This is a genomic window from Nonomuraea sp. NPDC003214 (assembly GCF_053590035.1).
In genome coordinates this window covers 46,532-67,040 of the sequence record NZ_JBSFSX010000026.1, presented here as the reverse complement: position 1 = coordinate 67,040, position 20,509 = coordinate 46,532, and the positions used below count along the sequence as shown (strand labels likewise).

General features: G+C 69.6%; 13 protein-coding genes and 1 pseudogene. 9 read left to right on the top strand and 5 right to left on the bottom strand.

Annotated features, from left to right (window positions below):
- The first annotated feature begins 875 nt into the window (after positions 1 to 875).
- The 4 genes and pseudogenes from ACWDXC_RS42815 to fdhF all read left to right on the top strand — a co-directional run bounded on the left by ACWDXC_RS42815 (position 876) and on the right by fdhF (position 5,607).
- Positions 876 to 1,157, top strand: a complete 282-nt coding sequence (locus tag ACWDXC_RS42815; RefSeq protein ID WP_449992446.1) for a hypothetical protein — start codon at positions 876 to 878, stop codon at positions 1,155 to 1,157.
- Between the two features lie 158 nt (positions 1,158 to 1,315).
- A pseudogene (locus ACWDXC_RS42810) lies at positions 1,316 to 2,350 on the top strand (NAD(P)H-dependent oxidoreductase subunit E); the annotation flags it as partial.
- 309 nt (positions 2,351 to 2,659) lie between these two features.
- Positions 2,660 to 2,938 (top strand): NADH-ubiquinone oxidoreductase-F iron-sulfur binding region domain-containing protein, encoded by a 279-nt coding sequence (locus ACWDXC_RS42805; protein ID WP_449992453.1) that lies wholly within the window; start codon positions 2,660 to 2,662, stop codon positions 2,936 to 2,938.
- Positions 2,935 to 5,607, top strand: a complete 2,673-nt coding sequence (fdhF, locus tag ACWDXC_RS42800) for a formate dehydrogenase subunit alpha (RefSeq protein WP_449992444.1) — start codon at positions 2,935 to 2,937, stop codon at positions 5,605 to 5,607. Before ACWDXC_RS42805 ends, fdhF begins: the two co-directional genes overlap by 4 nt.
- A gap of 248 nt (positions 5,608 to 5,855) precedes the next feature.
- Here fdhF and ACWDXC_RS42795 read toward each other — a convergent pair whose 3' ends face one another.
- From ACWDXC_RS42795 to ACWDXC_RS42785, 3 genes are all read right to left on the bottom strand, one after another.
- Positions 5,856 to 6,713 carry a universal stress protein gene (locus ACWDXC_RS42795; protein ID WP_449992441.1) on the bottom strand — a complete coding sequence of 286 codons (858 nt, stop codon included), beginning with the start codon at positions 6,711 to 6,713 and terminating at the stop codon, positions 5,856 to 5,858.
- Positions 6,714 to 7,818: 1,105 nt separating this feature from the next.
- Complete coding sequence (locus ACWDXC_RS42790; RefSeq protein ID WP_449992438.1) at positions 7,819 to 8,424, bottom strand: pyridoxamine 5'-phosphate oxidase family protein; 606 nt, start codon at positions 8,422 to 8,424, stop codon at positions 7,819 to 7,821.
- Positions 8,425 to 8,545: 121 nt separating this feature from the next.
- Positions 8,546 to 11,104 carry a cation-translocating P-type ATPase gene (locus tag ACWDXC_RS42785; protein WP_449992436.1) on the bottom strand — a complete coding sequence of 853 codons (2,559 nt, stop codon included), beginning with the start codon at positions 11,102 to 11,104 and terminating at the stop codon, positions 8,546 to 8,548.
- 406 nt (positions 11,105 to 11,510) lie between these two features.
- Between ACWDXC_RS42785 and ACWDXC_RS42780 the strand changes: the two genes are divergently transcribed.
- Positions 11,511 to 11,960 (top strand): hypothetical protein, encoded by a 450-nt coding sequence (locus ACWDXC_RS42780; protein ID WP_449992433.1) that lies wholly within the window; start codon positions 11,511 to 11,513, stop codon positions 11,958 to 11,960.
- Between the two features lie 565 nt (positions 11,961 to 12,525).
- Here ACWDXC_RS42780 and ACWDXC_RS42775 read toward each other — a convergent pair.
- The gene (locus tag ACWDXC_RS42775; RefSeq protein WP_375075237.1) at positions 12,526 to 12,876 is read right to left on the bottom strand and encodes a hypothetical protein; all 351 of its coding nucleotides are present in this window, start codon (positions 12,874 to 12,876) and stop codon (positions 12,526 to 12,528) included.
- 236 nt (positions 12,877 to 13,112) lie between these two features.
- On the opposite strand from ACWDXC_RS42775, the gene ACWDXC_RS42770 reads away from it, so the two are divergent.
- The 3 genes from ACWDXC_RS42770 to ACWDXC_RS42760 all read left to right on the top strand — a co-directional run bounded on the left by ACWDXC_RS42770 (position 13,113) and on the right by ACWDXC_RS42760 (position 17,722).
- The gene (locus ACWDXC_RS42770; RefSeq protein ID WP_375075238.1) at positions 13,113 to 13,592 is read left to right on the top strand and encodes a cation:proton antiporter regulatory subunit; all 480 of its coding nucleotides are present in this window, start codon (positions 13,113 to 13,115) and stop codon (positions 13,590 to 13,592) included.
- A 4-nt stretch (positions 13,593 to 13,596) separates the two neighbouring features.
- Positions 13,597 to 14,775, top strand: a complete 1,179-nt coding sequence (locus ACWDXC_RS42765) for a cation:proton antiporter (RefSeq protein ID WP_449992430.1) — start codon at positions 13,597 to 13,599, stop codon at positions 14,773 to 14,775.
- A 514-nt stretch (positions 14,776 to 15,289) separates the two neighbouring features.
- Positions 15,290 to 17,722 (top strand): phosphoketolase family protein, encoded by a 2,433-nt coding sequence (locus tag ACWDXC_RS42760; RefSeq protein ID WP_449992427.1) that lies wholly within the window; start codon positions 15,290 to 15,292, stop codon positions 17,720 to 17,722.
- Positions 17,723 to 17,938: 216 nt separating this feature from the next.
- Here the strand turns inward: ACWDXC_RS42760 and ACWDXC_RS42755 are convergent, their stop codons facing one another.
- Positions 17,939 to 18,949 (bottom strand): zinc-dependent alcohol dehydrogenase, encoded by a 1,011-nt coding sequence (locus ACWDXC_RS42755; RefSeq protein ID WP_449992424.1) that lies wholly within the window; start codon positions 18,947 to 18,949, stop codon positions 17,939 to 17,941.
- A 923-nt stretch (positions 18,950 to 19,872) separates the two neighbouring features.
- Between ACWDXC_RS42755 and ACWDXC_RS42750 the strand changes: the two genes are divergently transcribed.
- Positions 19,873 to 20,484 carry a hypothetical protein gene (locus ACWDXC_RS42750; RefSeq protein ID WP_375075242.1) on the top strand — a complete coding sequence of 204 codons (612 nt, stop codon included), beginning with the start codon at positions 19,873 to 19,875 and terminating at the stop codon, positions 20,482 to 20,484.
- Positions 20,485 to 20,509: the final 25 nt, after the last annotated feature.

Genomic DNA, 20,509 nt, shown 5'->3' with positions numbered 1-20,509 from the left:
GCTCGGCGGCGCAGCTCGGCGGGGTAGGGAGACTTACCTGGCATGGACTCGATCCTCTCAAGAGATCAAGTCTCCACCGAACCCGGGGCGATTCAATCATGGCGAGCTTTGATGCTCATCCTGCAGGAACACCACATGCTTGATCACTTGACGTAGCACCTCGACATAGGGTTCATGGCGCGCCTCCTCGCGGTGGCAAGACGACGGCTCTGATGTCGATGCCTCGACCGGCGGCGGCCTGTAGGGCGCGCAGGATGTCGGCCATTGGCTTGCCGACCCAGGGTCTCCACACCCAAACGCTGTGCTCGGCCGCATCGATGGCCGCGAGCAACTCGTTGGGCGGTAGTTTTCGTAGTAGGGGCGGCGACCTTGACGTTGCCGCGTAGGGCCTCTTGCAGGATGCTCCCGGCCCTCATAGGTTCGGGTGGCTGTTCGAGGCCGAGAAGGTTCGCCGCCGCTACGACAGTGACGCCCCCTTTCCCGCATAGATGGCCAAGCATGCGCAGCGGTCCCTTTGACACCAGCCACGACATTGGAGGACGCAAGGATGTCCGAGCGGTCCCAATCGCGGGTCACAGCCACGCTGAAGTTGTTGCGGGCTGCGGGCGAGCTCCTGGCGATTCTGCTACCGCCGTTCTCGGCCAGATCCACGATCACCGTGGTGAACTCCCGGCCTTGAAGTCGGTACACGTGCCTGCTTGGGTCTCGGCACTGACGTCGGAGTCAGTGAACACGCCGATGATCAGGTTGAGCTCTTGCCGATCTGGGGTGATCACACCGACGGATGTCTCACTGCTGTGAGGTGGTGTGAGGGCCAGTGCACTGGCCCTCACACGCTGACCCCCGCCGCGGTCGAGCAAGCTCGTGTCCCCGCCGTGCCGCCCCGTGACCTGGCCGCGACGGGAGGCTTCCGACTGCGGCCGGGCGACCTTGTCGTATTCACCGGCGACATGACCGGCGGTCGCGAGACGTGGGAGGATCGAGCCCGTCAGGCTGGCCACCTCCCGCACTCCACCGTCACCGAGCGGGTCCGGCTGCTGGTCGCCGCCGACCCTGACAGTATGTCGGGCAAAGCACGCAAGTCCCGCGCTTACGACATCCCGATCGTCACACCCGACGCCTTTGCCCGCATGGTTGCCACAGGCGAACAACGGTAGCGAGCCCGTGTTTCCGAGCGGGTACGCCCACGTGTCTGCCCAGCCTGCTGCGCGACGACCGGTCCCCCAGGTGTCCGATAACGGGAAATGGGGCATGACAAAATTCGTGAAGCAGCCCTTTCGATGCCTTCCGTGCCCTCGCTGAGCGGCGTGGCCGGCCAGGTACTCGCCTGATCGACGCGCTCACCGCCGGCGCAGAGGAGCACCGGGAACGGCCCGAGAGGTGGGCGCCAGAGGTCGCCAGGCGGTTCGGGCTCCCTGCTGCGGCAGGGTTGGGTCCGGCGACCTACTACGCGGACCTCGCGGTCCCGCACGGACGGCGCCATGTGCGGATCTGTGAGGCAACGGCCTGCTTCGCCGCCCAGGCGGGCCGGCATCTGCCCGCGATCGAACGGCTGTTCGGCGTCGCGGTCGACAAGGATCACGATGCGGACCCCGAGGTGACAGTACAGATGGTCCGCTGTCTCGGCTACTGCTACGCGGGGCCGGCCGCGCTGGACGGCGAGACGCCCTGCGCGGGGCCGGACGTTGCCGACCAGCTGGCAGGACGTGTGCGGCCGCACGCGCCGCCCATTCCCGCAGCCGACGCCACGGGGGATCCGGTGGTGCTCGCCGGCATCTCAGCCGGTGAGCGCCCCTGGCTAACGTGGACGGAGACCGTCAGCAGGCGGACGCCGGAGTTGGTCCGGTCAGAGGTCGCGGCCTCCGGGCTGCGCGGCCGAGGCGGCGCAGGGTTCCCGGTGGCGGCCAAGTGGGCGGCGACGGGCGGCTCACCGGAGACCGTGGTGATCGCCAACGGTGACGAGGGCGATCCGGGCTCGTACGCCGACCGGCTGCTGATGGAGGTCGACCCGGCCCGGGTGCTGGAAGGGCTGGCTCTGGCCTGCTTCGCCTGCGAGGCGAGCCGCGGCGTGGTGCTGGTGCGGTCGGAGTACCCGCGGGCGCTGGCATCCATGCGGCAGGCGGTGGAGCGGGCGCGTGCGGAAGGCCATCTCGGCCGCCGCGTGCATGGCAGCGAGGTCGACCTGGACGTCGAGGTCGTGGCAGGTGCCGGTTCGTACGTGACAGGTGAGGAGACGGCTCTGATCGCTGGGCTCGAAGGCCGTCGCGGCTGCGCCCGGGCGCGCCCGCCATATCCGGCAGACCGGGGGTTGTGGGGTGCCCCGACCGTGGTCAACAACGTCGAGACGCTGGCCGCGCTGCCGTGGATCATCAGCCGCGGTGGCCAGGACTACGCCCGCCGCGGTGCGCCCGGGGAGACCGGCACGAAACTGGTCTGCTTGTCGGAGCGGTTCGCCCGTCCCGGATGTTATGAGGTCGAGCTCGGCACTCCGGTACGGCAGATCGTCACCGAACTGGGCGGCGGATTGCGGGACGGCGCGGAACTCGGTGTCCTGCAAATCGGCGGCCCGCTGGGCGGGTTCCTGAGGGAGGGGGAGCTGGACGTACCCCTCACCGAGGCCGCACTGGCCGGCCACGGCGCGGCACTCGGCCATGCCGGTATGGTTGCCGTCGACGAGCGGATCGAGCCGCTGGACATGCTGAGACACGTCTGGGCGTTCGCCGCCGCCGAGAGCTGCGGTGCCTGCTCGCCCTGCCGGGTCGGCTCCCGCCGCGGCCTGGAGCAGGCCAGGCTCGGCGTCCCGCCCGGCGACGCGTACGCCCGCATGCTGGGCGTCATGAGCGAGGCCAGCCTGTGCGCGTTCGGTCGACGGCTGCCGTACGCCGTCCGCAGCCTCGCCCGCGCCTACGGTGATCGCCTCCGAGGATGGGGCGGATGAGAGTCACCGTGGACGGCGTCTCCGTCGAGCTCACGCAGGAAGCGACGCTGCTCGCGGCCGTGCGCGCCGCCGGTGCCGAGGTGCCTGCGCTCTGTCACGACGAGCGGCTGACGCCCGCCGGCTCCTGTCGGACCTGCCTGGTAGGAGTCGGCGGCCACTACCTCGCGGCCTGCGTAACCCCGGCGACGGACGGCGCCGAGATCCTGGTCGAGCAGGACGACCTGCGACGCCTGCGCCGCGACGCGGTCGAGCTGATCGTCTCGGCGCTTCCCGCGTACGCGCTCCAAGGCGACGGTGAGCTGGCGCGAACCTGCCGCGAGCTCGGCATCACCTCCGGCAACAACCAGCACGGCGCAGGAAGAGGTCGCGACGGCAGCCATCCGTTCGTGCGTCTCGATCGAGATCTGTGCATCGCCTGCGGTCGCTGCGTGCGCATGTGCGCCGAGGTGCAGGGCACGTTCGCGCTCACGCTGACCGGCAGGGGCGCCGAGACCGTGGTTGCGCCGGGCACCGGCGGCCTCTGGGCGGAGTCCGACTGCGTCGCATGTGGCGGCTGTGTGGACACCTGTCCCACTGGCGCTCTGACCGAGCCTGGTCTGCCCGCCGGGACACAGCTGGCCGCCCTCACCCGAACGCGTACCACCTGCGGATACTGCGGCGTCGGCTGTGCCCTGGACGTGCTCACCCGTGATGGTGCGGTCACGGCAGTGAGGCCGGCGAGAGATGGACCGGTCAACCGGGGTCACGCCTGCGTCAAGGGTCGCTTCGCGCATGGTTTCCTGCGTTCCCCGGAGCGACTTACAGAGCCGCTGCTGCGCCGCGGTTCCGAGCTACGGCCGGCCAGCTGGGACGAAGCGCTCGATCACATCGCTCGCGCGATCCAGGACGCCATCGCCGAGTCGGGCCCGGACAGCGTGGCGGCGATCTCCTCGGCCCGGGCCACCAACGAGGAGAACTACCTGATCCAGAAGTTCATGAGAGTCGTCGTCGGCACTAACAACGTCGACAACTGCTCGCGCCTGTGCCACTCGCCATCGGCCGCGGGGCTCACCGCCGCCTTCGGCCTGGCGGGCGGCACCGACAGCTTGGAGCACGTGGAGCAGGCCGACTGCCTGCTCGTGGTGGGCGCCAATCCGGTCGAGGCGCATCCGGTCGTCGGCGCGCGCCTGCTCCAGCGGGTGCTGCGCGGCGTGCGACTGATCGTCGCCGATCCGCGCGCCGTCGGGCTCGCCGGGCTCGCCGACGTGCATCTGCGACCGAGACCGGGAACCAACGTGGCCCTGTTCAACGGGCTCGCCCGGGTGCTGCTCACCGAGGGGCTGATCGACGAGGAGTTCCTGCGGCTGCGCGCCACGGGGCTCCCGGAACTCACCGAGATTCTCGGCGGCTACGCGCCGGAACGGGTCGCCATGATCACCGGCGTCCCCGCAGCAGATCTGATCGCCGCCGCACGGCTCTACGGGCAGGCGGAACGTCCCGCGATCGTGTATGGGCTGGGCGTGACCGAGCACCTGCACGGCACCGACGGCGTAAGGACGCTGGCCAACCTGGCGATTTTGCGGGGCGCAGTCGGCACCACCCGTGGCTACGGTGTGAACCCGCTGCGCGGCCAGAACAACGTTCAGGGCGCCTCCGACATGGGCGCCCTGCCCGACCTGCTGCCCGGCTACGGGAAGGTCCGCGACCCGGTGGCGCGCGGCCGCGCCGAACACGTATGGGGCGCACGCCTGCCGCACCACGAGGGCCTGCGCATCCCGCAGATGTTCGCAGCGGCCCGCTCGGGTGACCTGCGAGTGTTGTGGATCATCGGGGAGGACGTGGCCACCACAGACCCCGACGCCAACGAGGTGATATCCGCTCTGGACGCATGCCCCCTGGTCATCAGCCAGGAGCTTTTCCTCTCCGAGACCGCCCGCAACGCCGACGTGGTCCTGCCGGCCGCCTCCTGGCTGGAAAAGGACGGCACCTTCGTCAACTTCGACCGGCGCTTCCAGCGAGTGCGCCCCGCGCTCGTCCCGCCCGGCCAGGCCAGGACCGACTTCGCCATCGTCCAGGCCCTTGCCGCGGCCTGCGGAACTGACCTCGGCTGTCCGACACCCGCCGAAGCACTCGCCGAATGCGGGCAGGTCGCTCCCGCCTACGCCGGAATCTCCCATGAGAGGCTGGATCGGGAAGGAGCGATCCCCTGGCCGTGCACCGACCCCTGCCGCCCTGGCGTGAGCAGGCTCTACCAGGCCCGGTTCGCGACCGCGGACGGTAAGGCGCACCTCGCCGCCATCCCCTATCTGCCGCCGGGCGAAAGCGCAGACGACGACTACCCGCTGATCCTCATCACTGGCCGCCGCTGGGCGCATTACAACTCCGGCAACATGACCAGGAGAAGCGGCATCCTGGAGCTTGAAGGCGAGGCTCGGCTGGACGTACACCCCGCCGACGCCGCCCGGCTGGCCCTGCGCGACGGCGCCCCGGTGGTCGTTGAAAGCAGGCACGGGCAGGCCGCGCTGCTCGTACGCCTCACCGAGGAGGTCACGCGGGGCCAGGTCTTCTGCGCCTTCCATTTCCCGTCCAGCCGGGTCAATGCCCTGACCTCCGGCCACGCGGACGCCGTCACCGCATGCCCTGAGTACAAGGTCACCGCCGTCCGCCTGCGCCGGCAAGAGAGTCCATGACGCCTACACCGAGCTGCGGACAGATAGCACACAGCGTGCAGGACCTGCAGACGTCCCGGCGGGCAGCGGCCTGCCTCGCGTCCGTACTCCGGAGCGCGGTCCGCCGCAGAAGAGCTGTAATAGCCAGCACGATCTCACCGCTGGGCGCACGAGGAGGCACCTGAGCACGACTTCGCCGCCGCTCGGTCACCGCTCCCATTACCAGGGCAGTCGAAAATCGACTTCGACCACAGCGCCCTGCACCGGGGTCACTGCCCGGTGGTCTCGGCGCGCCCGCTCCGCGGCCGGACCACCGCGACGGGGCACACGGCGTGATGCAGCAGGCCATGGCTCACCGAGCCCAGCGCGGCGGAGGCGAAGCCGCCCCGTCCCCGTGATCCCACCACGACCAGATCGGCCGCGGCGGAGGCGTCGGCGAGCGCCGCAACCGGATGCTCGTTGACCTGACGCCCCGTGATCTCCACCCCGGCGAACTCGTTCCGCCAGGCATCGACCCGCTCACGCGCGGCACGGCATTCCTCCCCGAAGGAGTCGGTGAAGAGGTCGGCGTAATCCCGTCCATAAGCTGAGAGCACCGGCTGCCGCCAGGCGTAAACGGCGAGAACGCGAGCACTGCGGGCACGGGCCTGTTCGATGGCGTAGAGCATGGCTTCCCGGGCGGCGCCGGATCCATCGTCGCCTACCACGATCAGTGAATGCACGGGGACGGTGGTCGCCGCGCGGACGACGACGACCGGGCCTTCGGCGCGTCCCGCGACCGCGAGGCTCACCGAGCCGATCACCAGTCCGGCGAACCCGCCCAGGCCTCGGCTGCCCAGTACCACAGACTGGCTGGAAACCGATTGGCCGACCAGCCTCTCCACTACGTTCCCATCGAGGAACTCAGTGTTCACCTCCAGGTCATCACCGGTGGCCCGGGCCCGATCGGCAGCGGCCTGCAGCATTCCCGCGCAGTACTTCATGCCGTTGACGTTGTCCTGCCACTGCTCGCACACATGCACGATCCGCAGGGGCAGCCGTCTGCGCCGGGCGTCGGCGGCAGCCCATTCCACTGCCGCATGGGCCGGGGTGGAGCCGTCCACCCCCACCACGATCGGTCTCACCATCGTGATCCACCTCCACAGTGCTCGTTTGCCCCTTTGCCCCGGCGACCTGGGATCAACTTGGCGGGATTCGTGGCTTCAAAACTGCCGCAGGGGACACCGCGACCGGAAAACAGGCATTGAGCAGCGCCGCCTAGGTGACTGACCCCGGCAGCAGACAGGGCTGGGATTCGTTGCCCCGGTTGGCGAGCACTAGGCGAGTGGCGTCCAGTTCTTCGTCTAGTAGGGCCCGCTGCGGCCGTTCGGTCTGCAACTACTCGGTGATCACCGGCATGTCGGGATGCCTTTGCGCCAGGTGCGTGGCCACTTCGCGGAAGCAGGTCGCGGCCCTTCGCGCAGTGCGCGGCAATCTGCGAACGGAAGGGGCGCCGGCCAGGACGACGATCCGCAGTCGGCCCAGCAGCACAGGACCGTCCCTGTCCCGAGACGCAGCGCGACCTCCTCCACGGCGAGATGGAGTGCTGCGGGGTTGGCGGGTGAGCCGCCGTCCAGTCTGACCACGATCCGGCGGCCGGGTCCGCCCATCGCTGCGGGTCCAGGCATTCGACCGGTCTGTCGCAAGCGGGCCTCTGGACGGCCGTTGACCCTACCTGCAGGCCGTCGAACCCTCCATGCCCGCGAGATCCCAGCACCGTCAGCTTCGCTTCATTCCCGAACTCCAGGAGCACCACAGAGCAGGTGCCCAGCGAACGGAGCCGCCGGACGTCCACGGCGAGTTCCCGGGCACAGCCGGTGCCTTCCTCCACGACCGTTTGGGTGACCTGGTCGATCTGCACCATGGCCTCGTCGGACAGAGGCGTGAGGGTGTAGCGCCAGTGCAGGAGACGGCCAGCCAGCGCCGGCAGACTGCGCAGCCGCGCTTCCTCGAGCGCACAGGTCAGCGCGTGTCGGCTCTCTGGCACGTCGTAGTAGCCGACCAGGATGGGCCGGCCGGCATGTTCGTCGCGCATTGTCGCCCCCTGAGAGGAGCCGTCCGGTCCTGACCGGATAGGCCTTCCCCGGGCCGCACGGGCAAGCCTCGCTGGGAAGCAAAGACATGGCCATGTCTGCCTTGCCTCATCTGAAGTTTGCCGGGAGAGGCTCCAGCGAAGGGCTCGGGCACAGGAGGCTACCGTGATCGTTCTCGTAGCCGTGGGCGTTGGCGGTGGCAGTGCACGCCGTGCCCGGTGATCGTGGTGCGTGCCGGACCCGCGAGCCAGCCGGCGAGGTCGAGGTCGGCATCGACGACTCCGACAGCTGCGAAGCGGCGACCGCCTACGCCTTCTGGCAGGCCAGCTTGCGAGGCCCCACACGACGTCTCGTTCACGCCGCCAGGCAAGATGGCCGGCGGGCGCGCCCGCACTTCGACGGCTCCAGCCACAGCGCTGGTGTCGCTCGGAGGCTTCATTCGCCGGCCTGGGCCCTGGGGCTGGCTCCGTGAAGTCAGGTCAGTTGCCCGACGCGCCGGCCGGGGCACTCCCACCCTGGGGATGACGATGAAGTGGTCACGGCCTGGCGCCCACGGCAGTCGTTCCAGCCGGGCGATCTCTGCGGGGTCGTCGGCTACACGCGCATAACCTACGACGGCGACCGAGCAGCCGCTGCGCGCGTAGCTGTCGAAGTTGTCGACCTCGGACGCTACGACCGAGCGGCGGGTAGCGGCGGCCAGCTTGGAGCCGGCCGCCGTACGGATGACGATGTCCCGCCTGTTCAGGCAAAAGCTGACCGGCTGCATGGCCGGCAGCGCCCGACCGGGCGTGAAGCCGGCAGGTGCATGCACTCCTCATGAGTGAGCACCTGTAAACCGGCCGAGTCGAGTTTCGTGTCTTCAGCCTGCCCGGGTTCCTGCCGGGAGCTTAGGGAGGAAAGTCCCGCGACCTTTGCCGATCGCCCTCGCTAGCGGTGACCTGAAGCTGAGATTCTTGCGGGCGGGGGGAGGGGTGCAGGATCCGGTCGAGGCGGGCGGCGGCGTAGCCGAGTACGGACAGCGCGGTGACGATCAGCAGGTCGACGGCGTTGAGTGGCTGGGTGCCGAGGAGCTGGCGCAGCGGCGGCAGGTACAGGGCCGCCAGTTGCAGGACGAACGCGCCGGCGACGGCGAGCAGCAGCATGGGGTTGGCCAGGGTTCCTGGCCGGGTGCGGGAGCCGAGCGCGACGCCGAGCTGAGTCGCGCCGAGGGCGAAGAAGGCCATGCTCTGCCAGGGCCGTCCGGTCGCTGCTGCCCAGACGGCGACCCCGAGCGTGACGGAGGTGAGGACGACGGCGATCCGGACGACGCGTTGCCACAGACCCGCGCCGAGGATGCTCTGACTGGGCGGCCGGGGCGGATCGGCCATGGCTCCCGGCACGGTCGGCTCGCCGCCCAGGGCCACGCCGGGCAGCCCGTGGGTGAGCAGGTTGATCCACAGGATCTGGGCGGGGAGCAGGGGGAGCGGGAGCCCGACGAACGGGCCCAGCAACATCACGGCGATCTCGGCCGCGCCGCCGGACAGGCCGTAGACCAGGAAGCGCCGGATGTTGGCATAGACGCGGCGTCCCTCCTCGACGGCAGCGACGACGGTATCCAGATTGTCGTCGGCGAGTACCAGGTCGGCTGCCTGCCGCGCGACTTCGGTGCCGCGCTTGCCCATGGCCACGCCGATGTCGGCACGCCGCAGGGCGGGGCCGTCGTTGACCCCGTCGCCCGTCATCGCCAGGACACCGCCACGAGACTGGAGGCTCTGGATGATGTCGAGCTTCTGCTCCGGTGTGGCCCGCGCGTAGACGCCGGCCTGGCCGTGGTCGAAGGCGCCGGGTTCGCGGCAGTCGACGACCCGGTCACCGTCGGCGATGATGCCCAGCTCGGTGGCGATGGCGCGGGCGGTGCCGGGGTGGTCTCCGGTGATGAGGATCGCTTTGATGCCGGCTCGCTTGCAGTCGGCGACGGCGGTGGCGGCGGCCGGGCGTGGTGGGTCCAGGATCGCGATCAGGCCGAGCAGTGACAGGCCGTTCTCCTGGATCGTGGCCGGTGCGGCGTCGAGATCGGTGCTTGCCACCGCGAGGACCCGGTATCCGGCTCGGGCGAACTGGTCGGCCTGTGCGGCGGCGCGGGCGAGCAGATCCGGCTGGTCGATCAGGACGGGGTGGTGGAGCAGGGCTTCGGGCGCGCCTTTGCAGATCAGGCGTGCGCCGCCGCCGGGCAGTTGGTGCACGGTGCTCATGCGCTTGCGGTCGCTGTCGAAGGGCAGCTCGGCCAGGCGGGGAAGGCGGGTCTGCACGTTCTTGCGGTCGAGGCCGAGCTTGGCGGCGGCGGCGAGCAGGGCCGCCTCGGTGGGGTCGCCCAGCGCCGTCCACTCGCCGTCGGCGTCGTGCGGGGGCGACAGCCGGGCGTCGTTGCAGAGCACCGCCGCTGTCAGCAGCGCCTCGAAAGCGCCGGAATCATGGTCGCCAGTGATCTGCCCTTCGGGGGCGTAGCCAGTGCCACCCATCGTGGCCTGTGCCGTAGGCGTCCACAGCCGGCGGGCGACCATCCGACCCTCGGTGAGGGTGCCGGTCTTGTCGGTGGCCAGGGCGGTCACCGAGCCGAGGGTCTCCACCGCGGGCAGTTTGCGGACAAGGGCGTTGCGCGCGGCCATCCGGCGTGCGCCCAGCGCGAGGCTCAACGTCACGACGGCAGGAAGGGACTCGGGGACAGCGGCGACGACCAGGCTGATGGCGGTGATCACCATCAGTTCCACCGGCTGGCCGCGCACCAGTCCCAGGGCCATGACCATCGCCGACAGCAGCACGGCGACGCCGGCCAGGAGCCGGCCGACTCCCACCAGGCGACGTTGCAGCGGGGTGAGCCGAGCCCCCTTGACCATCAGGGAGGCGATGCGGCCGCTCGCGCTGGCCGCCCCGACGGCGGTGACCTCCGCCCGCCCGCGCCCACGCAGCACTACGGTGCCGGACGAGACCGGGGCATCGATGCCCTTGTCCACCGGCACCGACTCGCCTGTCAGCGCCGACTCGTCGACGAGCAGCGCCGCCGACTCGTGCACCTTGGCGTCGGCGGGGACGATGTCGCCCTCGGCCAGGATCAGCAGGTCTCCCACCACCACGTCGCTGGAGGGGATCTGCTGCTGGCGGCCGTCGCGCACCACGCGCGCCTCCGGGCTCGCGAGCTGTGCCAGGGCCGTGATGGCTCGGTCGGCCCGGACCTCCTGCACCACCCCGACAGTGGTATTGACCACGATCACCAGTATGATCACGGCCGCGTCGGCCCAGTCACCTGTCGTGATGGTCAGCACTGCCGCGATGAGCAGGACGATGATGAGCGGGTCGCGCAGTTGGGATGCGATGCGTCGCCACAAGGGCACGGGCGCCTTCTGCGGAAGCAGGTTGGCGCCGTCGCGTGCCAGCCGCGAGGCCGCCTCCGCCGACGTCAGCCCAGACAAAGGCATCACTGTCATGTCCTCCGTGCTCGCCGTGATCTCCCGGCCGATGAACGATCGTTCGAATGTGTCCGTGTACTACTGTTCGCGAACCTGCGTGCCGCGAACAGGGACGTTGGTCCTTTCCCGGATGGCCGGAAGCACACATTGCGGAAGACACCGCGGGGTTCGGCGCGGGCCGGTTCGAAGGCCAAGACTTCACCGGCCGACGTCTGCGACTCGGCAGGGCCGGAGCATCGAACATCATGCTCTGCCGAACCGGCTGAGCCTTGCACTGGAAGTCGGGCAGTGTGCTGTCTGGAGAGACTTGGAGGGCTTTCGGCTCCCCTCGTACCCAACCTTCGCCTCTGCCCTCCTGTCGGGCTGAGTGCATAGTGTGACGGTGGGTCAGTAACTCTCCTGAGGGCCATTGGAGATTCAGGATGGAAGGCCACGCGCGACACGCCGTCCGGCCGTCGCTCGTCGCACCGGCTACTCGATCGCCGCTGTCGTCGACGGGGCCCTGCTGTACGCCATCAACGCTCACCCCGGCTGGCGATCCGCGCCATTCCTCACCTCCGACACCTTGCGGGTGCTGCCGTTGGTCAACCTCTCACTGATCGCGGCTCTCATCGCCAACGTGGTCTTCCTCGGCCGCGACCCGCACTGGATGAGGGCGACAGGAGACCTGGCGACCACGCTGATCAGCCTCCCGGCGCTGGTTCAGATCCTGCGGGTCTTCCCGTTCGCATTCGACGACCCCACCGTCGACTGGGCGCTCCTCGTCCGAACGGTGGTGATCGTCGCCATCGCACTTACAGCCATCGCGGCGGTCGTGCATCTCGTGAACCTGTTGAGGCACGCGGCCCAGCGGCCATAGGGGACAGAGCGGATGGTGGTGGCGCTGACAGCTTTATGGACACGGCCACCGCTCCCCTGCCCACCGTCACGCCCTCCGAGGGCGAGAACAGGCCCGACCGGCCTGCGGAGAGAGCGGGTCTTCGCCGACGCTGAACCTGCCGCAGCCTGGCCCCCTGCGGAGCCCGAGACTCACTTGAGTTCTTGGGCCGGCCCGGGGCACAACCATGACTGGTCGGTGGGCGTGGATGCAAGGCGGCCATTGCAACGCCGCTCATGCGGATCCCGCGTGCCGCTGAACGCCCCGTGACCCGGCGGCCACGACGGGCGCGCCCCGGCCGCGACCGCGCTGAGCGCCCCGGCCACAGCGCGCCCAGGCGTGCAGGAGCCGCTGGCGACGTCCAGCCGATCCAGAGTGATGCCGCCGATCTGCGGCAGGCCGCCCGAGGACGAGCGGATGTCAGCGCCGTCCAGCAAACGATCGCAAGGTCCCTTCTGACGCGGCCCCTGCGTCACCGTGAGGGCGGCTTCTGCGCCGGGTGATCCATCCCAGCAGATGAGCGCCGGCCCGTTCTCCAGGTCGCCTGCTAAGCGGGCAGCAAAGGATGCGGCACGACGAGGACGGGGTGGGCTTGCTGCATGCAGTGCACCACCATGTCCGAAACCCTGCCCAGGACCGCTTGGGCGGCGCCGAGGCCGCGATCCGACGAGAAACCAGGGCGGCGTCCAGTTCCTGCACCAACTGGGTGAGATGCCAGACCTTCGCTGCCGTTGGTGCGGCGCACCAGAGGCTTGGAGTTCCAGCCGGGGTGCGCGAATCGGGCTCCCCGATCGGAAGTGAGCGGGCTCGGCTTTCTCCCGCGCTCGATTGCCGCGATGAAGGCGTTGCTCTCGGCAGCGGCCGCTGGAGACCTGTCAAAACCGACGATCACGCACATTGATCGCCATCATGTACCCTCCTGGGACCGTCAGACACGTCTGCCCCACGTTCATCACCTCGCCCTCAGCTGCACGGTGGCCGACATCGTCGATGAAGGTTGTGGGCCTGTCTCGCCTGCCGTCCATCGCGACCGGCGACCGCATCGGCGGCTGGAGACGCGCCGGCCCGCATCGACCGGGAGGTTCACGGTGCGCCATCCGGCAGGAGGTGCCGGCCTGCCGGGATGATGGCTTCATGGACGTGAACGAAGTGCTGTTGCCAGGTGTCGGTCTGCGGTATGAGTTCACCACCCAGGCGGGGGAGCGGATCGCTGTGGTGGCGCGGCGCACGGGTGATTTCGAGGTGGTCGGCTACGCAGGCGATGACCGCGATGAGGGCTGGCCGCTGTTTCGGCTGACCGAGGAGGAGGCCGAGGCGCTGGCGCAGATCCTCGGTGCGCCGCGGATCGCCGAGCGTTTCGCCGACCTGACCCGGGAGATTCCAGGGCTGAGTGCTGAACCGGTGACAGTGGCCCCGATCTCGCCTTACGTGGATCGCCCGCTGGGGCACACGCGCGCACGCACCCGTACGGGGGTGTCGGTGGTGGCGATCATCCGCGGTGCGGATGTGATCGCCTCGCCCGGCCCGGACGAGGTGTTGCGAGCCGATGACGTGCTTGTGGTGATAGGCACCCAGGAAGGCATCGACGGCGTGAAGGGCATCATCCAGGGCTGAACGCGTGCACATCTCGATCGCGCTGCTGCTGGAGCTCGGCCTCATCCTGGCGGCCCTCGGGCTCCTGGGCACCCTGGCCCGCCGGATGACGCTGTCGCCCATCCCGCTCTACCTGCTGGCCGGACTGGTGCTCGGCGAGCGCGGCATGCTGCCCGCCCCGGCCGCAAGCGAGTTCGTACAGGCCGCAGCCTCGATTGGGATCGTGTTGTTGCTGCTGGCGCTCGGACTGGAGTTCTCCATCGCGGAGTTCTCCACGAGCATGCGCCATCATCTGCCGTCGGCAGGGGTGGACTTGGTGGCCAACGCCGTCCCGGGCGCGCTGGCTGGCTGGATGCTGGGACTGGACGGCGTGGGCATGCTGGCGCTGGCCGGCGCCACCTACAGCTCCTCTTCGGGCATCATCGCCCGGCTGCTCGGGGATTTGCGGCGCCTGGGCAACCGGGAGACACCGTCGGTGCTGGCGGTTCTGGTGCTGGAAGATTTTGCGATGGCAGCCTACCTGCCTGTACTGGCAGTACTGGCTTCCGGAGGCGCCTGGTGGCAGGCAGCGCTGGGCGCGCTGGTCGCGGTCGGCGCCGTGATGTGCGCCTTCGCCGCCTCTTCCCGCTGGGGACATCACATTGGCCGGCTCGTGGCGCATCCGGACAACGAGCAGCTGATGCTGCGCATGCTGGGGCTCACCATGGTGGTGGCTGCGCTGGCCGAGTTCGTGCACGCGTCGGCGGCGGTGGGTGCCTTCCTGGTCGGACTGACGCTGACCGGGCAGACTGCCGAGCGTGCGCGAGCCGTCATCATGCCCTTGCGTGACCTGTTCGCCGCGATGTTCTTCGTGGCCATCGGCTTGTCGGTGGCTCCCGCCGACCTGCTGCCCGTCCTGCCGCCCGCGCTGGCGCTGGCCATGGTCACCGGGCTGACCAAGGTGCTCACCGGGGGCTACGCTGCTGCCCGCGACGCGGTGGGCCGGCGAGGCAGGCGGCGCGCGGGCGCCGCGCTCATCGCGCGAGGGGAGTTCTCCATCGTGATCGTCGGCCTGGCGGGGCCCCAGTTGCCCACTCTGGCGCCGCTGGTAGCCGCCTATGTGCTCGTGCTGGCCATCGCAGGGCCGCTCATCACCCGCTTCGTCGGAGCCCCGCCTGCGGCGGGATCCTCCACGAGCCGTGCCGGACCTCGGCCTCCAGGGTGATCCTCTCATTCCCGCTGGGCAGCTTCGCCGGCGGGCGCCCAATCTGCGGCCGGGTGGTCTGGCGGCCTCAGCCGGGGTGCGGCGAGGTCGACGGCGACGAGGTGGCCGGACGCGAATAGGCGCGCGATGGTGTTGCGGTCAGGCCGAACTGGCGATCTCGTCGGGCAGAGCGTGTGTTGATCGCATCCGTCTGTTCAATGTGCTGTGGTTCGGCAATCTCTCGTCATCGAATCGCTGGAGATGCACGAGAAGGAGCATCCGCGGGTGACGATTGCCGAGCACACAAGGATTGACACTTCGGTCGGCACGGCGGGCTCGGTGCTGCTCAGTTCGGTCAGCGAAGCGTCCTGCTCCGCGCGAACTGCGGCCGTTCTACACGCGGCCTGGCAGCTCCTGCAGCCTGGTGGGGGTTATGGGGCTATGTACTGTTTTCTCCCGCCGCTGGCGGGATAGGGGAAAGGACTGATGCTGCTGATCTGGCGCCGCCAAGCCAGGCTGAGAGGGGAACGGGCCCATGACCGCAGTTTCGGATGAGCAGGTCCGCCAGGCCGTCGGTGGTGAGACGCTGCGGAGACTAGCCTCACCGGTTGCCGAAGAGATTGATCAATTGGACGCCTGGTGGCGGGCCAACAATTACCTCACGATCGGGCAGATCTACCTGCAGGGCAATCCGCTCCTGCGTGAGCCGCTGACGCCGCGGCACATCAAGCCGCGATTGCTGGGGCACTGGGGTACCAGCCCCGGGCTGTCGTTGATCTACGCGCATGTCTCACGGCTCGTTCGGCACACCGGGCAGCAGGCGATCTATCTGGCCGGTCCCGGGCACGGCGGACCGGCGCTGGTGGCTGCGGGATACCTGGAGGGTACCTACAGCGAGATCTACCCGGCGGTCAGCCAGGACGAGGCCGGGATGTTGCGGCTGTTCCGGCAGTTCTCCAGCCCCGGCGGCATCCCCAGCCACGTCTCGGTGACCACCCCGGGCTCGATCCACGAGGGCGGCGAGCTGGGATACGTGCTGGTGCACGCCTTCGGCGCCGTCATGGACAACCCCGACCTGCTGGCCGTGGCGGTAGTGGGTGACGGCGAGGCCGAGACCGGCCCGCTGGAGGGGTCGTGGAAGGGCGTGTCGTTCCTCAACCCGGAGCGGGACGGCGCCGTGCTGCCGATCCTGCACCTCAATGGTGCGAAGATCGCCGGCCCCACGGTGCTGTCCCGCAAGGACCCCGCCGAGGTGCGCCGGCTGCTGGAGGGCCACGGCTACGAGGTGCTGGAGGTGGAGGGCTCGGACCTGCCGGGCATGCACCACCGCTTCGCGGCGACGCTGGCCGAGGCCTGGAGCAAGATCCGCGCCGTTCAGCATCTGGCCCGTACCGGCGCGTGGGACGGGACCCGGCCGCGGTGGCCGCTGATCGTGCTGCGCTCGCCCAAGGGGTGGACGGGCCCGGACAAGGTGGACGGCGTGCAGATGGAGGGTACGTGGCGCTCGCACCAGGTGCCGCTGTCCGGGGTACGCGACAACCCGGAGCACCTGGCGATCCTGGAGAGCTGGCTGCGCTCGTACCGGCCGGAGGAACTGTTCGACGCCACCGGCGCGCCCAGTGAGCTGGTGCGCGGCCTGGCGCCGGAGGGCGCCCTGCGGATGAGCGCCAGCCCGCACGCCAACGGTGGCCTGCTGACGCGCGACCTCGCCCTGCCCGACTTCCGCGACTACGCCGTCGAGGTGCCGCATCCGGCGCGACTGCGTGCCGAGTCGACCCGCCGGCTCGGCGAGCTGCTGCGCGACGTCTACCGCGACAACCCCGACACCTTCCGTCTGTTCTGCCCGGACGAGACCAACAGCAACCGGCTCGGCGCCGTGTTCGAGGTCTCCGACCGCGCCTTCGCCGAACGCGTGACGGCCGACGACGTGGCGATCAGCCGGAACGGGCGGGTCATGGAGGTGCTGTCGGAGCACAACTGCCACGGCTGGCTGGAGGGCTACACGCTGACCGGGCGGCACGGCATGTTCGCCACCTACGAGGCGTTCGCCATGGTCAGCGCCTCCCAGACGGTGCAGCACGGCAAGTGGCTGCAGGAGGCCAGCCGGCTGCCGTGGCGGGCCAAGGTGCCCAGCCTCAACGTGCTGCTGACCTCGACCGCCTGGCGCAACGACCACAACGGCTTCTCCCACCAAGGGCCCGGCCTGATCCAGGTCGTGCTGACCCAGCGCGGCGACGTCGCCCGCGTCTACCTGCCGCCGGACGCCAACTGCCTGCTGTCGGTGGCCGACCACTGCCTGAGGTCGCGGTCGTACATCAACCTCATCGTCATCGACAAGCAGCCGCAGCTGCAGTGGCTGAACATCGACCAGGCCATCGAGCACTGCGCCCGCGGCGCCGGAATCTGGGAATGGGCCGGCACCGACGACGGCACCAGCGACCCCGACATCGTGCTCGCCTGCGCCGGCGACGTGGTGACCATGGAGACGGTCGCGGCGGCGCAGATCCTCAAGGAGCGGCTGCCCGGCTTCAAGGTGCGCGTGGTCAACGTCGTGGACCTGATGACGCTGCCGCGCCCGAAGGACCATCCGCACGGCATGAGCGGCACCTTGTTCACCGAGCTGTTCACCGACACCGTCGATGTCGTGTTCGCCTTTCACGGCTACCCGGGCGCCATCCACCAGCTCGTGCACGGCCGCCCGGACGCTGACCGGTTCCGGGTGCGCGGCTTCATCGAGGAAGGCACCACCACCACACCCTTCGACATGACCGTGCTCAACCGCGCCTCCCGCTACCACCTGGTCATGGACGCACTCAACAACGCCAGGCGGCTGCCGCGCGGCGCCAGCGACCTGATGGCCTGGTGCGAGCGGAAACTGACCGAGCATCAGGCGTACGTGGTCGAACACCTCGAAGACATGCCCGAGGTGCGTGACTGGTCGCTGGGCGACTGGGCTCAGAAGGGCTGAGCGGACCGAGCGCCGCCGACCCCTGGCAGTGACCATCAGCGTGGCTCGGCGGCGTTGCCCAGTGCCCCACCTCATGACCTTGTCCGCGATCATCGTCACGCTGGCGGATGGCCTGACGGCCGGGGGATTCCCTGGGCGTGCTGCCGTTGGAGCCGGATGTGCTTGAGAGGAGGACCAAGGTCCTCTGGTCGGGTACGGCGTCTTGTCGTGAAGTGGTCACAGCTCGAAGACCAGGCGGGCGGGCACGGTGCCGGCCAGGACGTCGTCGAAGGACTGGTTGATCTCCTCCAGCTTGCGCGTCTCGTAGACGACCTTGGTGCGTCCCGCGGCGTGCAGTTCGAAGACCTCGGCCAGGTCGGCGCGGGTGCCGACGATGGAGCCGATGACGCTGATGCCACCGAGGACGGTCTGGAAGACGGGCAGGCTCATGGTGTTGTCCTTGGGCAGCGACACCAGCACCAGGCGGCCACCACGGCGTAGCGAAGCGTGCGCCTGCTCCAGCACGCGCGGGCTGGCGGCCAGCACGATAGCCACGTCCGCCCCGCCCAGGGCATTGATCTCGGCGACCGGGTCGCTGACGGCAGCGTTGACCGTGTGGGAGGCGCCCAGCTCCCGGGCCAGGCGCAGCTTCTCGTCGGTGACATCTACCGCGATGATCTCGCCACCGAAGATCTGCGCGTACTGCTGCGCCAGGTGGCCGAGCCCGCCGATGCCGAAGATCGCGGCACGTTCGGAAGGCCGCAGACCAGAGACCTTGACCGCCTTGTACGTGGTCACGCCTGCGCAGGTCAAGGGCGCGGCCTCAGCCGAGGCGACGCCGTCGGGCACCGGGACCACGTAGGCGGCGTGCGCGACCGCGTACTCGGCGTGGCCGCCGTTGATCGCGTACCCGCTGTTCAGCTGGGACTCGCACAGGGTCTCACGGCCGCTGACGCAGTATTCGCAAGTGCCGCAGGCGTAGCCGAGCCAGGGGATGGCCACCCGCTCGCCGACCGCCCGGCCGGTCACGGCGGAGCCGGCCTCCACGATGACGCCGACGCCTTCGTGGCCGGGGGTGAACGGCAGCGCAGGTTTGACCGGCCAGTCGCCGTGGGCGGCGTGGATGTCGGTGTGGCACAAGCCGCTGGCCTCGATGCGGACGAGGACCTGGGACGGCCCCGGCTCGGGTACGGGCACCTCCTGAAGTTCGACGGGCTTGTCGAAGGCGGTGACGACGGCAGCGCGCATGACGGTTCTCTTTCTGTATCGGGTCTCGACTTCAGCCTTCCGGTTACAGCGGCGCCCACATCAGGGCCGAAGGTCCCGCACTCGCGGAGTCCCGAGTCACCCCTGGCAGGGCCTTGTGCCATCCATACCCGCAACGAAATCGATGGTCGTGCGCATACGTCAGGAAGGGATTACGTCGCGACTCGCGGCAGTACCTGGCTGGTGAGATCCCCGGGATGAGGCGACGTCGATGAGACGGTTGAAGGCAGGCGATCGAGTGGCACGAGCTGGGCCGGCCGATAGCCGTCACCGGTGCGGTGGACGACGCTGTCCTGGCCCGTCGCGTCCTCGGTGAACAGTAGGGAGTCGTAGTCGTACGAACTGCCGCTCCCTGCCGGTCAGTCCGGTTGGACGCCGGCCGTGGTGGCGCCCCCGCCGGTTCTCCCAGTCTCTGGCGCTCTCCAGCAGCCGCGTCCGCAGCCGGTCACCGAGCAGCTGGACGGCTCCACGAGCGGAGGCTGCGCTGGCCCGGGCCCTGAAGGGTCTCCCTTGGGCATCCCGTACAGCCTCCGCCCGTCCGTCGCCTCGCGCCGAGCACCGGCTCGTGGGCAAGCCGCGCCAGATGGGCCACGGTCTCCTGGGCGTGCCGGACGTCGGCGGACCGGAACCTGCCACGGATCTTGACCTGCACGTCGGCGGGACCAAGAGCGATGGGCCTGTGCCTCATGCCTGAGCACCTACTTCGTGTCCGTTGCTGATGACGCCACCCTCTGGCTGATCGGATGCCGCTGCCAGGTATTTCGTCCCCGCCCGGCAAGGACGTCGGGCCCCTGCGGCGGAAGGGGTCGTGCTGAGGCCTGAGCGATCCCACGAAGGTCTCTCGCCCGCCGCTGGACGGACTTTGGTCCCTGCCCGGAGGTGACGTCCGGCGACAGGGTGGTCCCATGCGGATCCTGATGACGGAGTCGGACCCTTCCGGCGGTGCGGTGGCCGGGGCGTTGCTCGCCCTCGAAGGACACGAGATGGCCTACTGCCACCCTCCAGGCGCGGCCCCCTCCCCGGCGCCGTGTGCCGGGATGGCTCCTGGCCATCGCTGCCCGCTGGCGGGCGGGGATGTGGACCTGCTCGTCGACGTCAGGCTGGCGCCGGGCCCCTTCACCCTGCGAGAGGCCGGGGTCATGTGCGCCCTGCGCGCCCGGGTCCCGGTGCTGGTCGCGGGGCCTACACCGTCGGGGACCGGACTGGAGGAGATCGTATCCAGATGCGAGCCCGTCGAGCTGGTCGAGACCTGCGCGACAGCGGTGTCACCGACAGGCCCCGCAGCTCTGCGGGCCGTCGCTGACGCGGTCCGGCCCCTGCTGAGCCGCGCGGGCATGCGTCCGCAGATACGACTCGTGGAGGTGGACGACACGGTGCACGTGTACCTGTCGTTCCTAAGCGAGATCAGCACAGCGCTCGCCGAAGACATCCGCCAGGCGGCCGCGCAGGCCTACACGCAGGTTACCCGCGACCGCTTCCACATCGTGGCGCACGTGGCGCTGCTGGCCGCCACATAGATCCCGCACCTGCTCACGACGGGAA